17 protein-coding genes are annotated in these 21,423 nt (G+C 68.8%); 8 read left to right on the forward strand and 9 right to left on the reverse strand.

Translation table 11 applies throughout. From position 1 onward, the window contains the following. Positions 1–3 precede the first annotated feature (3 nt). The gene (locus tag DFJ66_RS28270; protein ID WP_246029934.1) at positions 4–2,394 is read right to left on the reverse strand and encodes a hypothetical protein; all 2,391 of its coding nucleotides are present in this window, start codon (positions 2,392–2,394) and stop codon (positions 4–6) included. 131 nt (positions 2,395–2,525) lie between these two features. Here DFJ66_RS28270 and ahcY point away from each other — a divergent pair, with 131 nt between their 5' ends. Beyond that, complete coding sequence (gene ahcY / locus DFJ66_RS28275; protein ID WP_121225450.1) at positions 2,526–3,989, forward strand: adenosylhomocysteinase; 1,464 nt, start codon at positions 2,526–2,528, stop codon at positions 3,987–3,989. A 373-nt stretch (positions 3,990–4,362) separates the two neighbouring features. On the opposite strand, the gene DFJ66_RS28280 is transcribed toward ahcY, so the two are convergent. From DFJ66_RS28280 to DFJ66_RS28305, 6 genes are all read right to left on the reverse strand, one after another. Then, entirely contained in the window at positions 4,363–5,301 is a 939-nt protein-coding gene (locus tag DFJ66_RS28280) for a hypothetical protein (protein WP_246029935.1), read from the reverse strand. A gap of 406 nt (positions 5,302–5,707) precedes the next feature. Beyond that, positions 5,708–6,361, reverse strand: coding sequence for a dTMP kinase (gene tmk, locus DFJ66_RS28285; RefSeq protein WP_170199702.1), 654 nt, complete (start codon positions 6,359–6,361; stop codon positions 5,708–5,710). A gap of 104 nt (positions 6,362–6,465) precedes the next feature. Then, the gene (locus DFJ66_RS28290; protein ID WP_170199704.1) at positions 6,466–6,834 is read right to left on the reverse strand and encodes a MazG nucleotide pyrophosphohydrolase domain-containing protein; all 369 of its coding nucleotides are present in this window, start codon (positions 6,832–6,834) and stop codon (positions 6,466–6,468) included. Beyond that, positions 6,821–7,732 carry a thymidylate synthase family protein gene (locus DFJ66_RS28295; RefSeq protein ID WP_147459380.1) on the reverse strand — a complete coding sequence of 304 codons (912 nt, stop codon included), beginning with the start codon at positions 7,730–7,732 and terminating at the stop codon, positions 6,821–6,823. Before DFJ66_RS28295 ends, DFJ66_RS28290 begins: the two co-directional genes overlap by 14 nt. Continuing rightward, positions 7,723–8,568, reverse strand: a complete 846-nt coding sequence (locus DFJ66_RS28300; protein ID WP_121225458.1) for a metallophosphoesterase — start codon at positions 8,566–8,568, stop codon at positions 7,723–7,725. The genes DFJ66_RS28295 and DFJ66_RS28300 overlap by 10 nt, the downstream gene beginning before the upstream one ends. Continuing rightward, entirely contained in the window at positions 8,535–9,539 is a 1,005-nt protein-coding gene (locus tag DFJ66_RS28305; RefSeq protein ID WP_121225460.1) for a thymidylate synthase, read from the reverse strand. The genes DFJ66_RS28300 and DFJ66_RS28305 overlap by 34 nt, the downstream gene beginning before the upstream one ends. Positions 9,540–9,925: 386 nt before the next feature. On the opposite strand from DFJ66_RS28305, the gene mtrA reads away from it, so the two are divergent. From mtrA to secA, 6 genes are all read left to right on the forward strand, one after another. Continuing rightward, positions 9,926–10,603: an MtrAB system response regulator MtrA gene (gene mtrA, locus DFJ66_RS28310; protein WP_121009184.1), complete on the forward strand. Its 678-nt coding sequence runs from the start codon at positions 9,926–9,928 to the stop codon at positions 10,601–10,603. Positions 10,604–10,628: 25 nt separating this feature from the next. Next, positions 10,629–12,356: an MtrAB system histidine kinase MtrB gene (gene mtrB, locus DFJ66_RS28315; protein ID WP_121225463.1), complete on the forward strand. Its 1,728-nt coding sequence runs from the start codon at positions 10,629–10,631 to the stop codon at positions 12,354–12,356. Beyond that, complete coding sequence (locus DFJ66_RS28320; RefSeq protein WP_121225465.1) at positions 12,353–14,098, forward strand: LpqB family beta-propeller domain-containing protein; 1,746 nt, start codon at positions 12,353–12,355, stop codon at positions 14,096–14,098. Before mtrB ends, DFJ66_RS28320 begins: the two co-directional genes overlap by 4 nt. 225 nt (positions 14,099–14,323) lie before the next feature. Beyond that, positions 14,324–14,833, forward strand: a complete 510-nt coding sequence (locus tag DFJ66_RS28325) for a ComF family protein (RefSeq protein WP_342776979.1) — start codon at positions 14,324–14,326, stop codon at positions 14,831–14,833. A 431-nt stretch (positions 14,834–15,264) separates the two neighbouring features. Next, positions 15,265–15,957, forward strand: coding sequence for a ribosome hibernation-promoting factor, HPF/YfiA family (gene hpf, locus DFJ66_RS28330; protein WP_121225469.1), 693 nt, complete (start codon positions 15,265–15,267; stop codon positions 15,955–15,957). Positions 15,958–16,382: 425 nt separating this feature from the next. Further along, complete coding sequence (gene secA / locus DFJ66_RS28335) at positions 16,383–19,256, forward strand: preprotein translocase subunit SecA (RefSeq protein ID WP_121225471.1); 2,874 nt, start codon at positions 16,383–16,385, stop codon at positions 19,254–19,256. 429 nt (positions 19,257–19,685) lie between these two features. On the opposite strand, the gene DFJ66_RS28340 is transcribed toward secA, so the two are convergent. Then, positions 19,686–20,039 carry an Rv3235 family protein gene (locus DFJ66_RS28340; RefSeq protein ID WP_147459381.1) on the reverse strand — a complete coding sequence of 118 codons (354 nt, stop codon included), beginning with the start codon at positions 20,037–20,039 and terminating at the stop codon, positions 19,686–19,688. A gap of 58 nt (positions 20,040–20,097) precedes the next feature. Here DFJ66_RS28340 and DFJ66_RS28345 point away from each other — a divergent pair, with 58 nt between their 5' ends. Continuing rightward, positions 20,098–20,502 carry an HAD-IA family hydrolase gene (locus tag DFJ66_RS28345; protein ID WP_121225475.1) on the forward strand — a complete coding sequence of 135 codons (405 nt, stop codon included), beginning with the start codon at positions 20,098–20,100 and terminating at the stop codon, positions 20,500–20,502. 113 nt (positions 20,503–20,615) lie between these two features. Here the strand turns inward: DFJ66_RS28345 and DFJ66_RS28350 are convergent, their stop codons facing one another. Beyond that, positions 20,616–21,416, reverse strand: a complete 801-nt coding sequence (locus DFJ66_RS28350; RefSeq protein ID WP_121231861.1) for a TrmH family RNA methyltransferase — start codon at positions 21,414–21,416, stop codon at positions 20,616–20,618. Positions 21,417–21,423: the final 7 nt, after the last annotated feature.

Here is a 21,423-nt window from a genome sequence, read left to right on the forward strand (position 1 = left end):
CGTTCAGGGCGCGATGTCGGACGGAGCGGTCGGGCCTGGTGCGTTGCGCGCCACCGGCAGCACCAGACCCGGCGGGGGAGGTGGGGCGGTCACGTCCTCCAAGCCCGCCGCCACGGCCACCGCGCGGTCCCACTCCGGGTCGGAGGTGTAGTCGCGGTGGCGGTTCACGCCGGGTGCCCAGCGCCGACCCGGGAACGGGCCGCGCTGCGGGTCCGGCAGCCAGTGGTCGCCGCCCAGCACCAGGGCACCGGTCGGGCCGCGACCGGCCGGGGGCAGCGCCCCGGTCGTCCCGTCCGGCAGGAACCCCACGCCCAGCAGCATCCCGTCGAACACCTGCCGCCCCCACGTCGTCACGGCACCGCCCAACGGGTCGGTGCCCCGGCACAACGCCCGCCACCGCCCGCGCAACCCGCCCGACAACGCCGCCAACGAGCTGTGCGGCACCACCGCCGGGAACGCCCGCTGGTACGCCCACTGCAACTGCGACCCGGCGGTCACCAGCCCCAGCCGCGCCGCCTGGTCGTCGGGCAGCTCCTCCAGCAGTCGCGCCGCCGCCACGGCCGCCAGCAGCGACCCCTGGGAGTGCCCGGCGAGCACGACCCGCGTCCCGGGGTCGGCGAGGTGGTCCCGCACCCGCGACACCAGCTCCGGCACGACCTTCAACGCGTAACAAGGCGGCACGACCGGGTGCGCCTCCCGCGGCCAGAACGCCGCCAGGTCCGCGAGCACCCCGAGCTGACGCCCGGTGTCCGGCCGCCGAGCCGCCAACCACACCGCCCGCAGCAGCGACAACGCCAGCACGCCCAGCACCACGACCCCCACCGCCGCGATCGGCCGCGCCCACCCCGGCGGGTCGACCTCCCGCAGCCGCAGCGCCGCCGAAGGCACGGCACCGACCACCAGCACCGCAGCCGCGATCAGCACCACGTGGTGGCTGTGCCGCTGCTGCCACCGCGCCCACCACCACGCCCGCGCCGCCCGCACGACGTCCCGCGCCCGACCGGAGTGCAGCAGCGACGCCTCCCGCGCCCACTCCTTGCCCCGGCGCAGCGCGCTCCACCGCACCATCCCCGTCGTCAACGCCATGACCAGCACCGCGACCAGCGCGAGCGCCCCGGCCACGCCCCACAGCAGCGCGATGTAGTCGTACCCGCGCGGCAGGACGCCATGCCCGAGCAGCCGCCGCAGCGTCAGCGCCAGCCCCGCGCCGAACCCGCCGCCCAGCAACGCCGCGACCGCCACCACCGGCGCCGCCATCCACCCGCCGGCCCACGGCCGCTGGTCCCGCGGCAGGTCCCGCCACGTCCGCCGGGCCAGCAGCGCCGCCGGCACCAGCAGCAACCCCAGCACGAAGCACACCAACGCGACCAGCGCCGCCACCAGCTGCACCGCCAGGTCCGTGCCCGGCATCCGGTCCGGCAGCCGCGTCACCAGCCCCGCCGCCACCGTGAACACCGTCCACGCGCTCGCCAGCAACACCCGCCGGGGCCGCCGCGACAAGGCCGCCCGCAGCCACCGGCCACCCCGGTGCGGCGCACCCCCGGTCGGGTCGTCCAGCAGCATCCCGGCCAGCGCCGCGAGCCCCACGAGCGCCACGCCCAGCCCCCAGCACACCCACAGCGCGACCCCGTGCCAACCGGGCGCGACCAGCGGACCCAACGGCCCGCCCAGGCCGATCACCGCCCCCGCGCCCAACGCCGCCACCAGGTGCAACACCCGCAACGCGGGCACGTCCGGGTCGGTCGCGACATGCGCCCCGGGCAGGCTCGACCCCACCGGACCCGACGCCGGCACGGCCTTCCGCTCGATCCGCCAGTCCACACTGGACACGCGGTGCAGCACGAGCACCACCAGCGCGATCGGCGCCATCCCGACCACCGACCGCACCCACGGCACCTCGGCGACCGGCCCCCACAGGCACGACGACCCCGGCGCGAGGCACTGCGCCGCCACCAGGTCCAGGCTGATCACCGCCACCTGCGCGACCAGCAGCACGGTCAGCAGCAGCGCCGCCAGCCGCAGCAGCGACCGCAGCCCGATCCCCAGCAGGTGGGCGACCGCGGACCCGGCGGGCACCGGCGGCAGCATCCAGTGCGCCACGTTGGCCAGCGAGAACGGGAACAGCAGCGCCCACGTGGCCTTCGCCCACCCGCCGGAGGTCATGCCGCCCCACACGTAGCCCTCGACCACGCGCGGCACCGGCCGCCCGCCCGCCTGGAGCACCGGCCCCGGCGCGGGTCTGCGCAGCCGGTCGGCCGGGCGCACGATCCGCCCCAGCCCGTCCCCCGCGACGTCCACCGCCGCCACCGCGTCCACCAGGGACTGGGGGGTGGTGCCCTGGACGCCGTGCACGCGCAGTTCGACCACCCGGGTGTCGGGGCCGGGAATCAGCACGAAACCTCCCGCGAGCCGTCCTCGCCAGCCCCGTCATAGTGGTCCATCCAGGTCCTCGCCGCAGCCGACCCGAAGCCCCGGCGTGGCGGGCGGTAGGGTCGGCAGCCGACCCCGACTTGGAGGAACCCGTCATGACCGCCGAGAGGCTCCAGACCCGCAACGGCATCGATTTCGCCGTCGCCGACCTCTCCCAGGCTGAGTTCGGCCGCAAGGAGATCCGCCTGGCCGAGCACGAGATGCCCGGTTTGATGGCGCTGCGGCGCGAATACGCCGAGGTGTACCCGCTGAAGGGGGCGCGGATCTCCGGCTCGCTGCACATGACCGTGCAGACCGCCGTGCTCATCGAGACGCTGGTGTCCCTCGGCGCCGAGGTCCGCTGGGCCTCGTGCAACATCTTCTCCACCCAGGACCACGCCGCCGCGGCGGTCGTCGTCGGCCCGCACGGGACCGTCGAGGAGCCCAAGGGCGTGCCGGTGTTCGCCTGGAAGGGCGAGACGCTGGAGGAGTACTGGTGGACCGCCGAGCAGATGCTGACCTGGCCGGACGGCGGCGGCCCGAACATGATCCTCGACGACGGCGGTGACGCCACCCTGCTGGTCCACAAGGGCGTCCAGTACGAGAAGGCCGGCGTCGTGCCGGCGGCCTCCGAGGACGACCCGGAGGAGTGGCAGATCGTCCTGGAGACGCTGCGCAAGTCCCTGGCGGCGGACTCCGGCAAGTGGACCAAGATCGCCGAGGGCATCCGCGGCGTGACCGAGGAGACCACCACCGGCGTCATGCGCCTGTACCAGCTGGCGGCGGCCGGCGAGCTGCTGTTCCCGGCGATCAACGTCAACGACGCCGTGACCAAGTCGAAGTTCGACAACCGCTACGGCATCCGCCACTCGCTGATCGACGGCATCAACCGCGGCACCGACGTGCTGATGGGCGGCAAGGTCGCCGTGATCTGCGGTTACGGCGACGTCGGCAAGGGCGCGGCGGAGTCGCTGCGCGGCCAGGGCGCCCGGATCATCGTCACCGAGATCGACCCGATCTGCGCCCTCCAGGCCGCGATGGACGGCTACGACGTGCAGGTGCTCGAGGACGTCCTGGACAAGGCCGACATCGTGATCACCACGACCGGCAACAAGGACGTCGTGCGCATCGAGCACATGGAGCGCATGAAGCACCAGGCGATCGTCGGCAACATCGGCCACTTCGACAACGAGATCGACATGGCCGGCCTCCAGCGCTACCCGGGCATCCAGCGGATCAACATCAAGCCGCAGGTCGACGAGTGGGTGTTCCCGGACGGTCACAGCATCCTGGTGCTGTCCGAGGGCCGCCTGCTCAACCTGGGCAACGCGACCGGCCACCCGAGCTTCGTGATGTCCAACTCGTTCTCCAACCAGGTGATCGCGCAGGTCGAGCTGTTCACCAAGTACCAGGAGTACGACAAGGAGGTCTACCGCCTCCCGAAGGTGCTGGACGAGAAGGTCGCGCGCATCCACCTGGAGGCGCTGGGCGGCAAGCTGACCAAGCTGACGAAGGACCAGGCGGAGTACATCGACGTCGACGTCGAGGGCCCGTACAAGCCCGAGCACTACCGCTACTGATCTTCCAATGTGGGGGACGGCCCGGAGGCAAGCCCTCCGGGCTGTCCCGCATCAGCTCCGGCTATTGCGGAAGTCGCCGCATCGCCCATGCGTGAATGGCGCATCACGTGGTCAAAATCACATGGTGGAAACGCGCCAGTGGTCGACCTGCCTGAGGTGGATCAAGCCGGGTGCCGGGCTGGCTGGCGCGAAGCGGCTCGCGAAGCGCTGGGGACCGAGTTCGATACCGTGACACCAGCCGGTCGACGCCCATCCGTGGTCTGCGGCCTGGGTGCGCTACAGCGCGCAGGGTGTGTGGCGTTCGGCGTGCTTGCCCTACGCGTGTGTCGTGAGGGGCAGGCCCATGTCCGCCGCGCTGGCGCTCGATGTCGGGCTACGTCCATTCAAGGCCGATGCCAGCGGCGCCTGGCCCGATGTCGGTGAAGTATGCGCTCACCACTCCGCCGATCCCACAAACCAGATCTTCCACGTTCATCGGCTCGGTGTTCGGCTCGGTCCGGAATTGCTTAGTGCAACGGGCCGGAAGAGCTCGGCGGTGGAAGGACAGTTGCAGCAAGTAGCTGCGGCACCCGGTGACGAAGGCGCGGACATGGCCAGGAGTCGGTCCGCCGGTGTCGTCGACGACGGTGAACGAGAAGACGTGTTCCTCGCCCTCGTCCAGCCGGCGATCGAAGAGGAGTTCAAAGACCAGTGTGCGCGGCAGCCTGCGCAGGCGACCTTGGCGACATCCCTCGCCGGACCTCACCAGTGCGTTCTCCACGGCCGAGCCTTCGTCGCCCAGGTGGACCGCGACGAACCGGTCCGGTCCTGCGCGCACCGCCCGCACGACCAGCCGGGTCGTAACGGTTCGGCGCTCGCAGTGCGGACCGACTTGCACTGCGTCGTGCGCGGACAGCACTTCGACGTCAGCATTGCCCGGCGTGGTCTCGAAGTCGTCAGGCGTGGTGACCCACGAAGGTTCGGGGAACCGCCGAGCCATGCGCGTCTGCGGTCGGATACCGACCAGCGCCACCAGTGAGTCGGCTGGCAGCCGCAGCACGGTCTCCAGCGCGCGAACCGTCTCCAGCGCCCTCGGCACCTCCGGGTGGCGCAGCCCGCGTTGCCAATAACTCAGTGTCGACTGTCCGACCTGCACGCCGCGCTGTTCGAGGTGGGTTCGCAACCGGGCCAGCGAGAGTCCCCGGTGAGCGATGGCGTCGTGCAGCGCCCGATGGAAGGGGCCATAACGCAGCGTTTCCGCGAGGGCGCGGGGCAACTCGGGCGGGTGGTCGACCGCGTCGGCCGACATGGTGTGGCCGGAATCCGCGGTCACCGCGGCACCACCCTCTTCCGCAAAGGCGCCATCTTGTGAACACCGTAGTCACTCGTTCCAGTGATAGGTAGATGTACCACCACTCGTTCGCGTGACAACCGCTGGTCCCAGAGCGCCATCCGTGAGCGCTCGTCACAGGCCGTGCAACGGCTCGTTGGCAGCTGGGCGCCGCCGGACGACGACCACAGCGACATGCATGACATGTCGATCTAAGGTGTGAAGCGGTGCTCACCGTAGGTGTGCCAAGGAGCCCATCGCTTGACGATCATCGGCCGGAAGATGTCTGCTGGTCATCGCGCCTGTACCCTAGAGCGCTGAGGTTGCAAGGCTGGCGACCCGCTAATGACCGGGACGTACCGTCGGCGACGATGGGCCGAGGGCGACGTGGCAAGTTCCTTGCTTCAGGTCAGAACGCAGTCAGGTGCTGTTCCACGACGGCCCAGACTGATTTGCTCGTGGACTCGACGTCACCGTGACCGTCGACGATCACGATGTTCTCAGTGTCGTCAGCGTCACGAAATGCTTGTTCATAGCTGTTGCGTACGGAGACCAGTCGGTCCAGTCGTTCATAACGTTCTTGGAACGAGCGGCCTTTGCTCAGTCGTTCGACGGCGATGTCGGGTGAAATATCAAGGTAGATCGTAAGGTCAGCGCGGAGCAACCCCTCCGCAATTGCGTTGGCGTGCTTGACCCAGGCTTGACCTGTGTAATCGGTGTGGTAGGCGTAGGAGGAGAAGTAGTACCGGTCGGAGATCACTGTGCATCCGCTCGCCAGCAGGTCAAGGATGCCATCGGTGTGGTTCGTCAGATGGTCGATGCGGTCGGCGGCGAACAAAGCCGCAATTACGCGGTCGTCGAGCTGGATTCGGCCGGTCATGCCTTGGCGGATCAAGTTTCCGATCGGACTGTTGGTCGGCTCGCTTGTGACGTGAACGATTCGACCTGCCTCTCTAATCCGGTTGGCCAGGATTTGCGCCTGAGTGGTTTTGCCGGATCCGTCGATCCCTTCGAAGACGATGAACCTGCCTGACGACATGTCTGCGTTGTGGCGGTCGTCCAAGTTCATCAAAATAGTTCCGTTTCTGAATAGGTTGAGCAGTGCTATGGTGCGATTGCTATTCGATCTGTTCGGTGTTGCCGCCTTTCTCTGCGGGGAAGTATACCTCACTGGCAAGTAGTGTGCGGAGCTTCGGTCTGCTTGAGTGCGTTGGCGAAGCGTTTCTCGTTGACGTCCAGTTTGTTGAGGAACGCTGACTCCAGGTCTATTCCTGTCTGGTAGCTGAGCTTGATCAGATAGATAAAAATGTCAGCCAACTCATCTGGTAGCAGCTTGAGGGTGTCGTCGAAGGGGATATCACCGCGGTCGTATTTCTTCACCACGTTGGCCAGTTCGCCCACTTCGCCGGCCAGGGCGAGGGCGATGTGGACGAGCGTACGCGGATCGCCATCCGTGATCGGTTGAGACCAATCGAATGCAAGGCTGTGGTTCTCGTCGAACTTCTGCTGCAGTGCCACGAGCTCACTGAGTTCCACGATCACTGTCCTCCAGTTGCTCTAAGACTCGACGGAGGTAGTCTACCGCGCGATCATGCAGGTGTGGTATTGCCTGGGCGTGTGATCCGGATTTCCGGGCCTCCTTGAGCTGCGCGAGCGTCGATATGGCCATGTCAAGGGCCGTGATCGCTGCTTCCGGGTTCCAACTTGAGCGGAGAAGTGAGGTCTGGAGCGCGGCCAGGCCGGAAAATTCGACGACCGAATCCGTGCGCATCTTCTCGGTGATCAGCTCCGACAGGCGACTGACATTACGCTGCTCGACCAGTGCATCGATGTCGTCTGTCGCGAGAGTGTCAATCTCTGCGCGTTCGAGCCTCGTAAAACCGGGTGCAGAATAAGCGCGGAACGCAAATATAGTTAATTGTAGTTGTTCGATGGTGATAATATTCTGCTGTAGCGATGTTGCGATCAATGCCATCTCGGCAAGGTTGACTGGAAGGAATCCGGAAACCTCTAGAGCTCGATAGTAGGCTGTCAAGTGGAGGGTTTCCGTGGTGCCCGCAGCGAATCCTGCCTGAACTACCATGAAGCTTGGCCTCGGGTCGTCGCCGCTGTTGATCAGGTCGGACATGCTGAGCAGGCTCACGCAAGCGCGATTACCGGTCGGTCGCAGCTTTAGTTGGTTCGTCAGGTATGCGATGGCGTCGCCATCGCGGTGCATGTATTCACCGTGGTTCAGGTGGAGGCGGTCCGGGCGGTAGGGTAGTTGCCATTGCCTCGCCTTTGGCACGTAGTTGTCCAGGAATGGGTCCTCGAGGAATGGGAACCGGCACTCGATGCTCAGCGCGAGATTCATCACTGCACTGGACCTGCATTTTCTCCGTGCCTGCTCGGCTAGGTCTCCGAACGATCGTGCACTGATCAGCTCTACACCCACGGCATCTCCATCCGGGCAAATTCTCGCCGGTCAGCGAGGTATCGGTAACAGGTTGCAGTGATGACCTGATCGCCTTCGAAATCGACGATTGAGAACTCGTTGTTGTAGTTGGGGCTCGGTGTGAACATAAGTGAGCCCACGCCGAGCAGTGCAGTCGGTCGTGGACCGATTGCGAGGACCTGTTCGGTGTGCACATGACCGTGAAGCACTGCGGCTACGCGTGCTCTGGCTGCCCGCGCTAGGAATTCGTAACCGTTTATAAGTGCGTCGCCACCGTATGTGCTGGAGAGGGGGCTGTGGTGCAGGAGGATGAAGCATTGCTTTGACCTCGAGTTTTCCAGTGCAGTGTCCAGATCCTCCAGTCGCACTTCCCCGCGACCATGGTCACCGTGATACGCGGAATTCACCAGCAGAAAGGCTGTGTCGGCATACTCGACGGTCGAGACGGTGTTGTTAGCGGTGAACACCTGCCTCGAGTCGTTGGTGACACGAAAAGCAAATTCGTTAAAGTGGGTAAAGTGCGGGTCGGAACGTGCGGTGATGTCGTGATTGCCGGGGCAAGTGACGACCAGGGCTGGGTTCAATAGCGATAAGAAACCTTCCAGATGTCTGGCGGCCTCCTCGTAAGCGCTGGGCTGTCCTTTGGTGGTTACGTCGCCAGTGATAGCTACTACCAAAGCTGAATCGTGCTTGACCTCCTGTCGCACGACGTCCGCGACCTTGCGCAACAACTCGGCTCTGCGAATTGGGAGGACCACCGAGCCGAAGTGGAGGTCGCTGAGGTGGACCAAGCTTAAGCGCGTCATCGGTGGACTCCGCCCTGCCGAGCGGACCATAGACCCCAAGCCTGGATCAGCGCTGGGTTGGTTAGTCGCGTGGCGAACGTCTTCGCACCTTGATAGTCCCGGTTTCTTCTAAGTCTTTCGCAGGCCATTACCCACAGCCAGTTCAGGTATGCCTGTGGAACATGCGAATCGGTGATGGTCGATTCGAGGGCGGCTGGCGAATCGAGTCGCGCGATCGCCTCGATCGCTGCTTCAGTCGCTGCAAGCACGTGCTGGCTTTCCTCATACGGGAGCGCCAGATCGTCGTTGTTGATCGCTGGCTGGAGGGCCGCTGCGGTGAACGACGCCATGTCACGCTCGTACAGGTGCAGGCTGTCGGAGACGTGGTTATACGTTCCTACCTGCAGGCCAAGCCAACCTGCGAAGATCTCTTGCAGAGTTGTCCACTGAACGAGGTTGTACGGCAGACCGAGGATCACGTCGTTGCTCCGCATGACCTGCAACCACTCAAGCTTGTCGTCGAGGACTTTCAACATCGACACAACGTTGCACGGGATGTCGGTGTCGCGAGGTAGGCCGTCTTCGCCTGGAAGATCGTCGATGGCGCTCCAGATCTGTAAGACGGCTTGGCGGTTAAATGGCTTCGCGCGCAACGCCAGAAATGTCCGCTGGAGTTGGTCGATGCCGTACTTCGCTCGCAGCCTCGCTCCATACGCTCCGTGCAACTGCGGGCTGTTTCCGGTGAAGGCGCTCAAGCGGCCATTCCAAGCCTCCAAGAAAGCGAGGTCCGAGCGTCCCTGTAGGATCCAGACAACTTCTGCCAATGCGAACGCTGGATTTAATGGCGGGTTTCGGCTCACCACCCACCGCTGCCTTGGATCGCTGATGGAAACCGTCACGTGGTGTAGCTCTCGACTGTTGCCCCGCGTTGGATTAACCTGAGCGCTTGTGGTCGATCGGACAGCGGCATAAGCTAGTCGCCACGCGTCGTCCGCTGTTCGTCCTGTGACGTTCTTGAACATCTTGGGTGGTCCTTGGTTTGGTCTATGTCAATCGGCTTGTGGTGTAATCGTCATCGACGAAGCCGGACGTTACGTGGCGCTGCCAAACGGCTCTGGGTATCAGCCGATTGGGGGATGCGCTCAAGCAGTCGACCAGTGGTCCTGCGGGGCGTGGCTCCGGTGGTCGTCCCTGGCGAGAAGCGGTGGCGCTCTACTCGTTAGTCTTGTGAAGTAACAAAACGTGACCGCCGCGCCGATGAGTCCCTGACGAACCCCGTCGGCGAGGGCGAGGTGGGCGCGTGGAACGGCGACCGAGACCGACCACGGAGTGGACCCGTGCGACGACCAGCGGCGATGAGCCCTGGGCGGTGCGGAGCGCTCCGACCATTAGTGGGACGATGTTGGGTATGAAGGCACGCGTGCTCGTGGTGGACGACGACCCCGCTCTGGCGGAGATGCTGACCATCGTGCTGCGGGGCGAGGGTTTCGATACCGCGGTGGTGGCCGACGGCGCCCGCGCGCTGCCCGCCCTGCGCGAGTTGAAACCCGACCTGGTCCTGCTCGATCTCATGCTGCCCGGCATGAACGGCATCGACGTGTGCAAGGCGATCCGCTCCGAGTCGGGCGTCCCGATCGTCATGCTCACCGCCAAGAGCGACACCGTGGACGTCGTCCTGGGCCTGGAGTCCGGCGCCGACGACTACGTGGTCAAGCCGTTCAAGCCCAAGGAGCTGGTCGCGCGCATCCGCGCCCGCCTGCGCCGCACCGAGGCCGAGCCCGCCGAGGTGCTCCAGATCGGCGACCTGACCATCGACGTGCCCGGCCACGAGGTGCTGCGCGAGGGCAGGCCCATCCAGCTCACCCCGCTGGAGTTCGACCTGCTGGTGGCGCTGGCCCGCAAGCCGCGCCAGGTGTTCACCCGCGAGGTGCTGCTGGAGCAGGTGTGGGGCTACCGGCACGCGGCCGACACCCGCCTGGTGAACGTCCACGTGCAGCGGCTGCGGTCCAAGGTGGAGCGCGACCCGGAGCACCCCGAGGTCGTCCTGACCGTCCGCGGCGTCGGCTACAAGGCGGGTCCTCCGTGACAGGCGCCTCCCCGACAGGGCCGAGATGACCCTGCTCGACTCGGCGCGGCGCGAGCTGCGACGCGGTATCGAGAGCGCCCGCCGTCGCGGCGTCGCCTTCGGCGAGCTGTGGCGGCGGTCGTTGCAGCTGCGCGTGGTGGTGAGCACGCTCGCGCTGTCCTCGGCCGTGGTGTTCGTGCTGGGCATGGTGCTCCAGGTGCAGATCACCGGGCAGCTGCTGGAGACCAAGACCGAGGCGGCGATCCGCCAGGCCGAGGCCAGCGCCGCCGCGGTGCAGCCCGACCTGTCCGGCCTCAACCCGGGCCCGGACAGCGTCCGCGCCCGGTTCACCGCCGCCCTCAACAAGATCAACGCGGCGGGCGCGGGCCTGGACTCGTCGTCCTCGGGCGCGGGCGCGTTCGAACCGGTGCTCTACGACCCCGTCGAGGTCGGCCCGGACGGGCTGCCCACGGCCGTCGGACCGTGGCAGGACGTGCCGAAAGCCCTGGTCAGGATGCTCGACCAGGGCAGCGCCGGCTACCAGATCACCACCGTGGAGCGGGCCACCGGACCCACCACGCTGCTCATCGTGGGCAAGCCGGTGAGCACGTCGTCCCGCTCGATGCACCTGTACCTGCTGTTCCCGCTGACCGGTGAGCAGGCCACCGCGGACGTCGTCCAGTCCACGCTCGTGGTCGGCGGCGTGGTGCTGCTGTTGCTGCTCGCGGTGATCGCGAACCTGGTGACGCGGCAGGTCGTGCGGCCGGTGCGGCAGGCGGCCGAGATCGCGGAGCGGTTCGCGGACGGCAGCCTGGACGAGCGGATGCCGGTGGTCGGCGAGGACGACGTGGCGCGGCTGGCCGAGTCCTACAACGAGATGGCCGCCAGCATCCAGCGGCAGATCCACCAGCTGGAGGAGTTCGGCCAGCTCCAGCGCCGGTTCACCTCCGACGTCTCGCACGAGCTGCGCACCCCGCTGACCACGGTCCGGATGGCCGCCGACGTGCTGCACGCCTCGCGCGAGCAGTTCCCCAGCGGCCTGGCCCGCTCCACCGAGCTGCTGGTGGACGAGCTGGACCGGTTCGAGTCGCTGCTGGGCGACCTGCTGGAGATCTCGCGACTGGACGCGGGCGTGGAGGAGCTGGCCGCCGAACTGGTCGACATCCGCGTGCTGGCGCGGCGGGCGCACGACTCGGTGCGGGCCATCGCGAACAGCAGCGGCACCACGATCGTCATGGACCTGCCCGACCACGAGGTGACCGCCGAGCTGGACTCGAGGCGCGTCGAGCGCATCCTGCGCAACCTGCTGGCCAACGCCATCGACCACGGCGAGGGCATGCCGGTGGAGCTGACCCTGCGCGGCGACGGCGAAGCGGTGGCGGTGACCGTGCGCGACCACGGGGTGGGCCTGCGGCCCGGCGAGGCGGACCTGGTGTTCAACCGGTTCTGGCGGGCCGACCCGTCCCGCAACCGGCGCACCGGCGGCACCGGCCTGGGCCTGTCCATCTCGCTGGAGGACGCGCGCCTGCACGGCGGCTGGCTGGAGGCGTGGGGCGAGCGCGGGTACGGCGCGGTGTTCCGCCTGACCCTGCCGTGCCGCCACGGCCACGAGCTGACCGGGAGCCCGCTGCCCCTGGAACCACCCGACCTGCCGCCGGTGCCGGTCGAGCCGGAGCCGGACGAGGAGCCCACCGGGGAGGTCGAGCTGACCGAGGAGGAGATCACGTGGCAGCCCGCCGAGCCGGTGACCGGCGACCGCGAGGAGGTCCGGTGACCAGGCTGCTCGCGTGCCTCGCGGCGCTGCTCGTGCTGTCCGGGTGCGCCGCGATCCCCACCCAGACCTCGCCGGTGCCGATCAACCCGTCCGCCGGCAACGCCACCGAGGCCGCCGCCCCGAAGCCCGCGAAGGGCATCGACCCGCTCACCCTGGTCCGCGAGTTCGTCAACGCCTCGGCCAACCCCGACGGCGACTACGCCGCCGCCAAGGCCTACCTGACCGAGGACGCGAAGAAGTCCTGGGACATCAAGGCCCCGCCGACGATCATCGAGTCGACCTTCAACACCGTCCCGACCGGCGCGGACCTGCCGTCGGACCCCAAGCGCCGCACGGTGCTCCTCCAGGGCAAGAACATCGGCTCGCTGGAGGTGGACAACTCGTTCGTCCAGCGCGTCGGCGACCTGACCGCCCCGGTCGGCCTGGAGACCGACAAGGACGGCGAGTGGCGCATCTCCGACCCGCCGGACGGCATCTACGTGCCCCAGTCGGGCTTCAACTCCAACTACCGCCGGGTGACGCTCTACTTCTACAACCCGGACTTCACCGTGCTGGTGCCCGACCCGCGGTACGTGGTGGTCACCCCGTCCACCGCGATCCCGCGCCGGGTGACGGAACTGCTGCTCAAGGGCCCCGCGGTGGGCATGCGCGGCGCGTTGACGACGGCCATCCCCAACGGCGCGGCGCAGCGCACGAACACCCAGGAAGCCGACGACGGCGCGTTGCAGGTGGACCTGACCAAGGTCGGCGACCTGACCGTGCAGGTGCGCCGGCAGATCGTGGCGCAGGTGGTGAAGTCGCTGGTCGGGGTGTCCAGCAGCCGCATCCGCGTGCTGGTCGAGGGCGCCCGGATCTCGGCCGACCAGGCGGAGTGGAGGCTCGCGGACATCCAGCCGCTGACCGGGGAAGCGCTGGTCACGCCGGACGCCGACCTCTCCGGCCTGGTGGTCAGCGGCGGGCAGGTGCGCAAGCTGGTCGGCGGCGAGCCGATCAAGGGGCCGTCCGGGTCGGGCGAGTACCAGGTGGTCAGCGCGGCGCAGTCGCTGGACGGCACGCAGCTGGCCGTGGTGAGCCGGGTGGACGAGAAGGGCGTCCGGCTGCGCGTGGGGAACCTGGAGGAGCCGCTGGCCCAGGTCGACCTGCCCGCGATCACGCTCACGCGCCCCACGTGGCTGCTGGGCGGCCGGGAGGACGAGCCCAGCACCGAGGTGTGGACGGTCGCCGACGGCTCGAACGTGGTGCGGGTGCTCAAGACCGACAACGGGTGGCGGGCCAACGCGGTGAACGCCTCCGAGCTGTCCTCGACGTTCGGGCCGATCACGGAGCTGCGGCTGTCCCGCGACGGCACGCGGGTCGCGGCGGTCGCGGGCGGGCGGCTGGTGGTGGCGGCGGTCGTGAAGGGGCAGGACTCGTCGGTGTCGCTGCGGCTGGCGCGCAACCTGCAGCCGACCGTGCTGGGCACGGCGGTGCTGACGGTGGACTGGCTGGCGCAGGACGTGCTGGTCGCGGGGACGTCGCTGGCGTCGCTGCCCATCGCGAAGGTCAACGTGGACGGGCTGAAGGTCGAGCGCTACAACGCGTCGAACCTGACCGTGCCGGTCCGCTCGGTGACCGCCGCGCCGGGGCGCAACGTGGTGGCCGTGGACGAGAGCGGCCTGTGGAGCGCCGGCGACGTCGGCGACGTGTGGCGCGCGTCGACGGTGAAGGTCGAATCCGGCGCGAAAGCCTTCTACCCGGGCTGATCACGGCTGGGTCTCGAAGTTACCGGCGGGTTCGCACGAACTCCTCCGCAAGCCCCACGCCCGAAATTGTCGGTGGGTGCCGGCACGCTCGATCACATGCTGATCAACCTGCTGTTTCCGCCCCGTTGCGCCGGCTGCCGAGCCGAGGGTCCGCTGTGCTGTCCGCGGTGCCTCGGCGCGTTCGGCCCACCCCTACCCGTACCGGTGTCCGGTAAAGGACCGCCGGTGTTCGCTTTGTCCCATTACGCGGGCACCGGACGTGAACTCGTCCTCGCGTTCAAGGAACGCGGCAGACGCGAGCTGGCTACCGTGTTCGGCGCGCTGGTGGCCGAGGCGCTGCCCGCGCTTCCCGGCGTGCGCCCCGACGAGTTCGGGAAATGGTGGCTCGTACCCGCTCCGTCACGGCGCGCGGCCGCCCGCCGACGCGGCGGCTCCCACCTGGTGGGAATCGCGCGGGCGTCGGGTGCGTCCGTGGCTCCGATTCTGGCGTTCGCGCGCGGCGTCCGCGACTCGGTGGGCCTCGACGCGGCGGCGCGGCGGGCCAACCTGAGCGGGCGCGTGCGGCTGCGGCGCAGCGGCCTGCCACCGCCGGGAACAGCGGTTGTGCTGCTGGACGACGTGGTCACGACGGGTGCGACGGCCTCCGCGTGCGGTGCGGTGTTGGCCGCGGCGGGGTTCCGGGTATCCGCCGTGCTGACGCTGACCGCGGCCCGTTCAACCCACCCACCCGGGTGATTCGAGGCGGGAACCTCGCGCGGCGTTCGCCCGTTGGCCGGGTATGAGGCGCGCACGGAGGCCGTTCGGCGCAGTGACTGTGCCGGCGGGTGCCCGTGCTCTGCTGGGCTGTTCGGGTGAGCCGACGTCAGCGCCTCTGCGCAGTGCGCCTGTCCGGCGCACGGCGGGTGTCCGATTTTCGTCGCTCTGCGTCACGAACGAAAAATCATGGAGTTCCCCCGCCTCGGGGGCTGTCGCAGCGGCGAATACCGGGCTAACGTGCACCGCTATCAGCGTTCCCGGCACGCGGGGAGGAGGCGAACAGCCCATGACCCTGGCGCCGGTGGAGCGCTGAGGACAACCCTCAGCGACAACGCGCGAAGGCGATCGCGCGACCGGTGCCGCAGCGATCCAAATGCCATAGCTCGCAGCTAACGCGAGGGAGGTCGTGTATGGACATCGTCGTTAAGGGCCGCAACGTCGAGGTGCCCGATCACTACCGGGTGCACGTCGCCGAGAAGTTGGCCCGGCTTGAGCGATACGACCGCAAGGTCATCCGCTTTGACGTGGAACTCTTCCACGAGCCGAACCGCAGGCAGTCGAAGAACTGCCAGCGGGTGGAGATCACGGGCAAAGGACGTGGCCCGGTAATCCGATCCGAAGCGTGTGCGGGCGACTTCTACGCCGCCCTGGACTCCGCGGTCACCAAGCTCGAGAACCGCCTGCGCCGGTCGCACGACCGACGGCGGGTGCACCACGGGCGACGCGGCCCGACTTCGGTCGCCGAGGCGACCAGCGGACTGGGGGCGCCACTTCCCCCCGTCCAGACCGACCAAGACGGACAGGCACAGGGCATGTGGCTCGGGCACACCGCGTTGCTCGAAGCCGAGGAGTCCGAACCGACCTACGGGGGCATGGCGGAAGTGCCCTCGCAGCAGCGGTGGGACGACGTCGAGGAGAAGCTGCCCGGCCAGATCGTGCGCGAGAAGGAACACGCGGCCAAGCCGATGACGGTGGACCAGGCCCTCTACGAGATGGAACTGGTCGGCCACGACTTCTACCTGTTCTCCGACGCCGACTGCGGGCGCCCCAGCGTCGTCTACCGACGGAAGGGATTCGACTACGGCGTGATCCGGCTGGCCTGAGGGAGCCGGCCCAACCCAACCTCCACGGCCCCCGGCGTTTCTCTGCGCGCCGGGGGCGTGCCACGTCCAGACCCCTCCCCGCCCGTTGAGACGACCTCTTCCGGGCCCCTTCGGGAAGCCGAAGCCGAGACCTCCATCACCTCCGCCCGGCCTCCCGCCGCCACCTCGCGCGCTCGACACGCCCGACCGCGCAACACGCCGAGCCGCCCCGCGGGCCCCTCAGGCACCTCCGCCGACCACCCGTCCCGAACGAGTGATCGCCCGGTTACGACGCGTTCCGCACCCCTTCCTACCTGTGTCTGTGCACACACCTTCTCCGCTTGCCTACGATGGCGGGTGGAGTGGGCTCGTCATCCCCCGTGGCGAGCCGCTGGAAGGCGCCCACCCCCGGGCGCGACGCGATGAGGTAATGAGGTCGACCCGAGATGGTGCTGTCCCGACTGCTCCGCGCCGGCGAAGGCAAGATGCTCAAGCGCCTGCGCAACATCGCAGCGCACATCAACAACCTCGAAGACGGCGTCGTCGACCTCACCGACGCCGAGCTGCGCGCCAAGACCGAGGAGTTCAAGAAGCGCTACGCCGAGGGCGAGTCGCTGGACGAACTGCTCCCCGAGGCGTTCGCCGTGGTCCGGGAGGGCGCGAAGCGCACCCTGGGCCAGCGGCACTTCGACGTGCAGCTGATGGGCGGCGCGGCGCTGCACCTGGGGCAGATCGCCGAGATGCGCACCGGTGAGGGCAAGACCCTGACCTCGGTGCTGCCCGCCTACCTCAACGCGATCGCCGGCGAAGGCGTCCACGTCGTCACCACCAACGACTACCTGGCCAAGCGCGACGCGGACTGGATGGGCCGCATCCACCGCTTCCTCGGCCTGACCGTCGGCGCGATCCTGTCGGAGATGACCCCGGAGCAGCGCCGGGCCGCCTACCACGCCGACATCACCTACGGCACGAACAACGAGTTCGGCTTCGACTACCTCCGCGACAACATGGCGTGGAGCAAGGACGAGATGGTCCAGCGCGGCCACTTCTTCGCGATCGTGGACGAGGTCGACTCGATCCTCATCGACGAGGCCCGCACGCCGCTGATCATCTCCGGCCCGGCCGACCAGTCGTCCCGCTGGTACCTGGAGTTCGCGCGCCTGGCGACGAAGATGCGCCGGGACACCCACTACGAGGTGGACGAGCGCAAGCGCACCATCGGCGTCACCGAGGCGGGCGTGCAGTACGTCGAGGACCAGCTCGGCATCGACAACCTGTACGACTCCACCAACACGCCGCTCGTCGGGTACTTCCAGAACGCGATCAAGGCCAAGGAGCTGTTCACCCGCGACAAGGACTACATCGTCCGCAACGGCGAGGTCCTGATCGTGGACGAGTTCACCGGCCGCGTGCTGGCGGGCCGCCGCTACAACGAGGGCATGCACCAGGCCATCGAGGCCAAGGAGGGCGTGGAGATCAAGGCGGAGAACCAGACGCTCGCCACGATCACCCTCCAGAACTACTTCCGCCTCTACAAGAAGCTCGGCGGCATGACCGGTACCGCCGAGACCGAGGCGGCCGAGTTCCACCAGACCTACAAGCTGGGCGTGGTGCCGATCCCCACGAACCGGCCGATGCAGCGCAAGGACCAGCCCGACCTGGTCTACAAGACCGAGGAGGCGAAGTTCGAGGCGGTCGCCGAGGACATCGCCGAGCGGCACGAGAAGGGCCAGCCGGTCCTGGTCGGCACGACCAGCGTCGAGCGGTCGGAGTACCTGTCGAAGCTGCTGGTCCGGATGGGCGTCCCGCACGAGGTCCTCAACGCCAAGCACCACGACCGCGAGGCGCTGATCATCGCGAAGGCGGGCCGCAAGGGCGCCGTGACCGTGGCGACGAACATGGCCGGCCGCGGTACCGACATCGTGCTGGGCGGCAACCCGGACATCCTCGCCGACCACGAGCTGCGCGAGCGCGGCCTGGACCCGGTGGAGAACCCGGAGGAGTACGAGGCCGCCTGGTCCAAGCTGATCGAGGAGATCACCGCCGAGGTCAAGGCCGAGGCGGAGGAGGTCCGCGCGGCCGGCGGCCTGTACGTGCTGGGCACCGAGCGGCACGAGTCGCGGCGCATCGACAACCAGCTGCGCGGCCGGTCCGGTCGTCAGGGCGACCCGGGCGAGTCGCGGTTCTACCTGTCGCTGAAGGACGAGCTGATGCGCCGCTTCAACGCGGCCATGGTCGAGAACGTGATGACCCGCCTGCGCGTGCCCGACGACGTGCCGATCGAGCACAAGATGGTGACCCGCGCGATCCGGTCCGCGCAGACCCAGGTCGAGCAGCAGAACTTCGAGATCCGCAAGAACGTCCTCAAGTACGACGAGGTCATGAACGAGCAGCGCAAGGTGATCTACGCCGAGCGCCACCGCGTCCTGGCCGGCGAGGACCTGCGCGAACAGGTCGAGCACATGATCACCGGCGTGGTCGGGGAGTACGTCGACGGCGCCACCGCCGACGGCTACGCGGAGGACTGGGACTTCGACCGCCTGTGGACGGCGCTGAAGACCCTGTACCCGATCACGTTGGACTACAAGGAGATCCTGGAGTCCGACGAGGACATCACCAAGGAACGCCTGAAGGAGATCCTCCAGGAGGACGCCCTCAAGGCCTACGACGCCCGCGAGGCCGACATCGACGGCCGCGTCGGCCCGGGCGCCATGCGCGAGCTGGAGCGCCGCGTCCTCCTCTCGGTCCTCGACCGCAAGTGGCGCGAGCACCTGTACGAGATGGACTACCTGAAGGAAGGCATCGGCCTGCGCGCGATGGCGCAGCGCGACCCGCTGATCGAGTACCAGCGGGAGGGCTTCGACATGTTCAACGCCATGCTCGACGCCCTGCGCGAGGAAACGGTCGGCTTCCTGTTCAACCTCCAGGTCGAGGCCGCCGAGCCGGAACCGGCCCCGGAACCCCCCGTCCAGGTCTCGCTGGCCGCCGGCGCCGGCCCCCTGACCGGCAGCCGAGCCCGAGCAAGGGCCGCCGCCGCAGCCGCCGCCGAACAGCAGCAGCAGTCCGCCGCGGAGGCCCCCGCCGGCCCGGCCCTGGCCCAGCTGTCCAGCGGCAACGCCATCCCCCCGGCCCTGCGCGGCAAGGGCCTGGACCAGCGCGGCGCCCAACAGGGCCTGACCTACTCGGGCCCGTCGGAATCCGGCGACGAGCAAACCAGCGGCGGTCAGCAGCGAGGCGGCTCAAACCAGGCGGGCGGCAGCCGCAAGGAACGCCGAGCCGCAGCCCGAGCCGCCGAAAAGGCCAACCGCAAGCGCACCTGACCCTTTAGTCCCGCCAGCCACTTCCCCGGTGCCCCCGCGACCCTTCCGGTCCGGGGGCACCGGCACGCTCCGGCTGAACCACCCGATCGAGCGACATGCAGGATCCGCGACCAAACCCCACCTCGCGCGTCCCGTAAACAAGGAGCGCGGAAAACGGCCCCCCACCAGCCAAGGCCCCGGGTCCCTGGAGCGCGCCGCCAGGGAGTGGGCATCCAGAAGCGGCGGCAAGGGACGGCGGCGGCTCGGCCGGCGGCGGCAAGTGGCGCGGAGTGGCCGTACATGCTCGGGCGCGTCGCGGGGGTGGGGTTCGGGCCGCTTGGCGGGCCGTAGGCGCTCGGTGGGCGTCTCGGGGCGTCTTGGGGGCGGTGTGGAGGGCTGGTGGGAGCCGGGCGGGCCGGACTCCCACCAGCGGAGGGCTCGGGCGGGGGGCTAGGGCAGCAGGTGGAAGGCGGTGCAGCGCCAGCGGTCGCCGGACCACTCCATGCGGGCGGCCAGGGCGCGTACGCGGCCCGTTCGGGTGCTGACCACCGCCGAGAGCTCCGTCACCTCCGGCGAGATCCGGCACACGCGCATGCGGTTGAGCCGCGCGCCCTGGCCCAGGGCCCTGCCGACCTCGGCGGCGGCGGGTGGGGTCAGGTGGGCGGCCAACTGGCGGAGGGGGCGGCGGCCGTCGACGGCTTCGACGACCGCGGTCAGCAGGTGGTGGACGGTCGTGGCTCGCTGGTCCGGCGGGGTCGGCGGGGTCGGCGTGGTCGCGCGCACGTTGCGGTGTGGGGATGACATGCTCGAACCGAGGTGGTGATCGGCGATTCCGTACCAAGATCACCCGAAGGAGGTCGTCGTGCGCGGGTTGGTGCTCGACTTCGGTGGCGTGCTGACCGACCTCGGCGACGAACCCGCCGCCGAACCGCCGCTGCTCGCCGCCGCCCGCACGGCCAAGTCCCACGGGGTGCGCACCGCGATCTTGTCCAATGCGGACGGCCTGTGGGCCCCGCCGATGGCGTGGCAGGACGTGTTCGACGTCGTCGTCACCTCCGGCGAGGTCGGCTTCGCCAAGCCCGACCGCCGGATCTACCTCGTCGTCGCCGAACGCCTCGGCCTCGACCCCGCGCACTGCGTCTTCGTCGACGACCTCGCCGTCAACGTCCGGGGCGCCGCCGCGGTCGGCATGGTGGGCGTGCACCACCGGACCGTCGACGCGACCGTGAACGAGCTGGAAGTGTTGCTGGAACTCCCCCTCCAGTGAACCGCGACCCCGCCGAGCCCGGCCACGACGAAGCAGTCACGCGCGGGTGACTGCGAGCCGCCGCCGTCACCACCCTCACCGGCCGTCACGACCCTCACCGGCCGTCAAGACCCTCATCGGCTGACGCGGCGGCGCACCACCTCGAAGCACAGCACTGCCGCCGCCGATGCCACGTTCAACGACTCGACGCCCGCCGCCATCGGGATGGACAGCCACCCGGTGACGTGCGGGCGCACGTCGTCGGAGATGCCCGCGGTCTCGCTGCCCAGCACGTACGCGGCCCGCTCCGGCAGGTCGGCGGTGTAGATCGACTCGCGCGCCCCGGCGTCCAGCGCGTAGATCGGGTACCCGGCCTCGGCCAGCAGGCCCGCCGCCTCCCCGGCCGTCGCGCACCTGAGCACCGGCGCCCGGAACGCCACCCCGGCGGACGCCTTCACCACGAGCGGGTCGATCGACGCCACCCCGCGCCGGGGCACGACGATCCCGTCCAGGCCGGCGGCGGTCGCGGTCCGCAGGATCATGCCGACGTTCGCGGGCGTGGTGATCCCGTCGAGCAGCAGGAGCCCGCGCGGGTGGTCCTCGAGACCCAGGGCCAGCGGCTTCATCCGGGGCGCGACGACGTCCGCGAGCACGCCCTGGTCGTGCCGCCCGTTGCCCGCGAGCACCTTCACCCGCTGCGCCGTGGCCCGCTGCACGGCCACCCCGCGCCGCCGGGCCGCGTCCAGGATCTCCTTCGCCGCCGGACCCCGCGCACCCTCCGCGAGCAGCACCTTGTCGACCTCCAAGCGCGGGTCGTCCAGAGCCTCCAACACGGGCTTGCGGCCATAAACGGTGACAAAACGGTCCTTGGGCGAAATTTCCACGGAAGTAGTGTCCTCCACCCGAATGGGGCTTGTGCGCGCGCTGTCAATCATGATGATC

It is taken from the genome of Saccharothrix variisporea (genome assembly GCF_003634995.1).
GTDB classification, from domain to species: domain Bacteria; phylum Actinomycetota; class Actinomycetes; order Mycobacteriales; family Pseudonocardiaceae; genus Actinosynnema; species Actinosynnema variisporeum.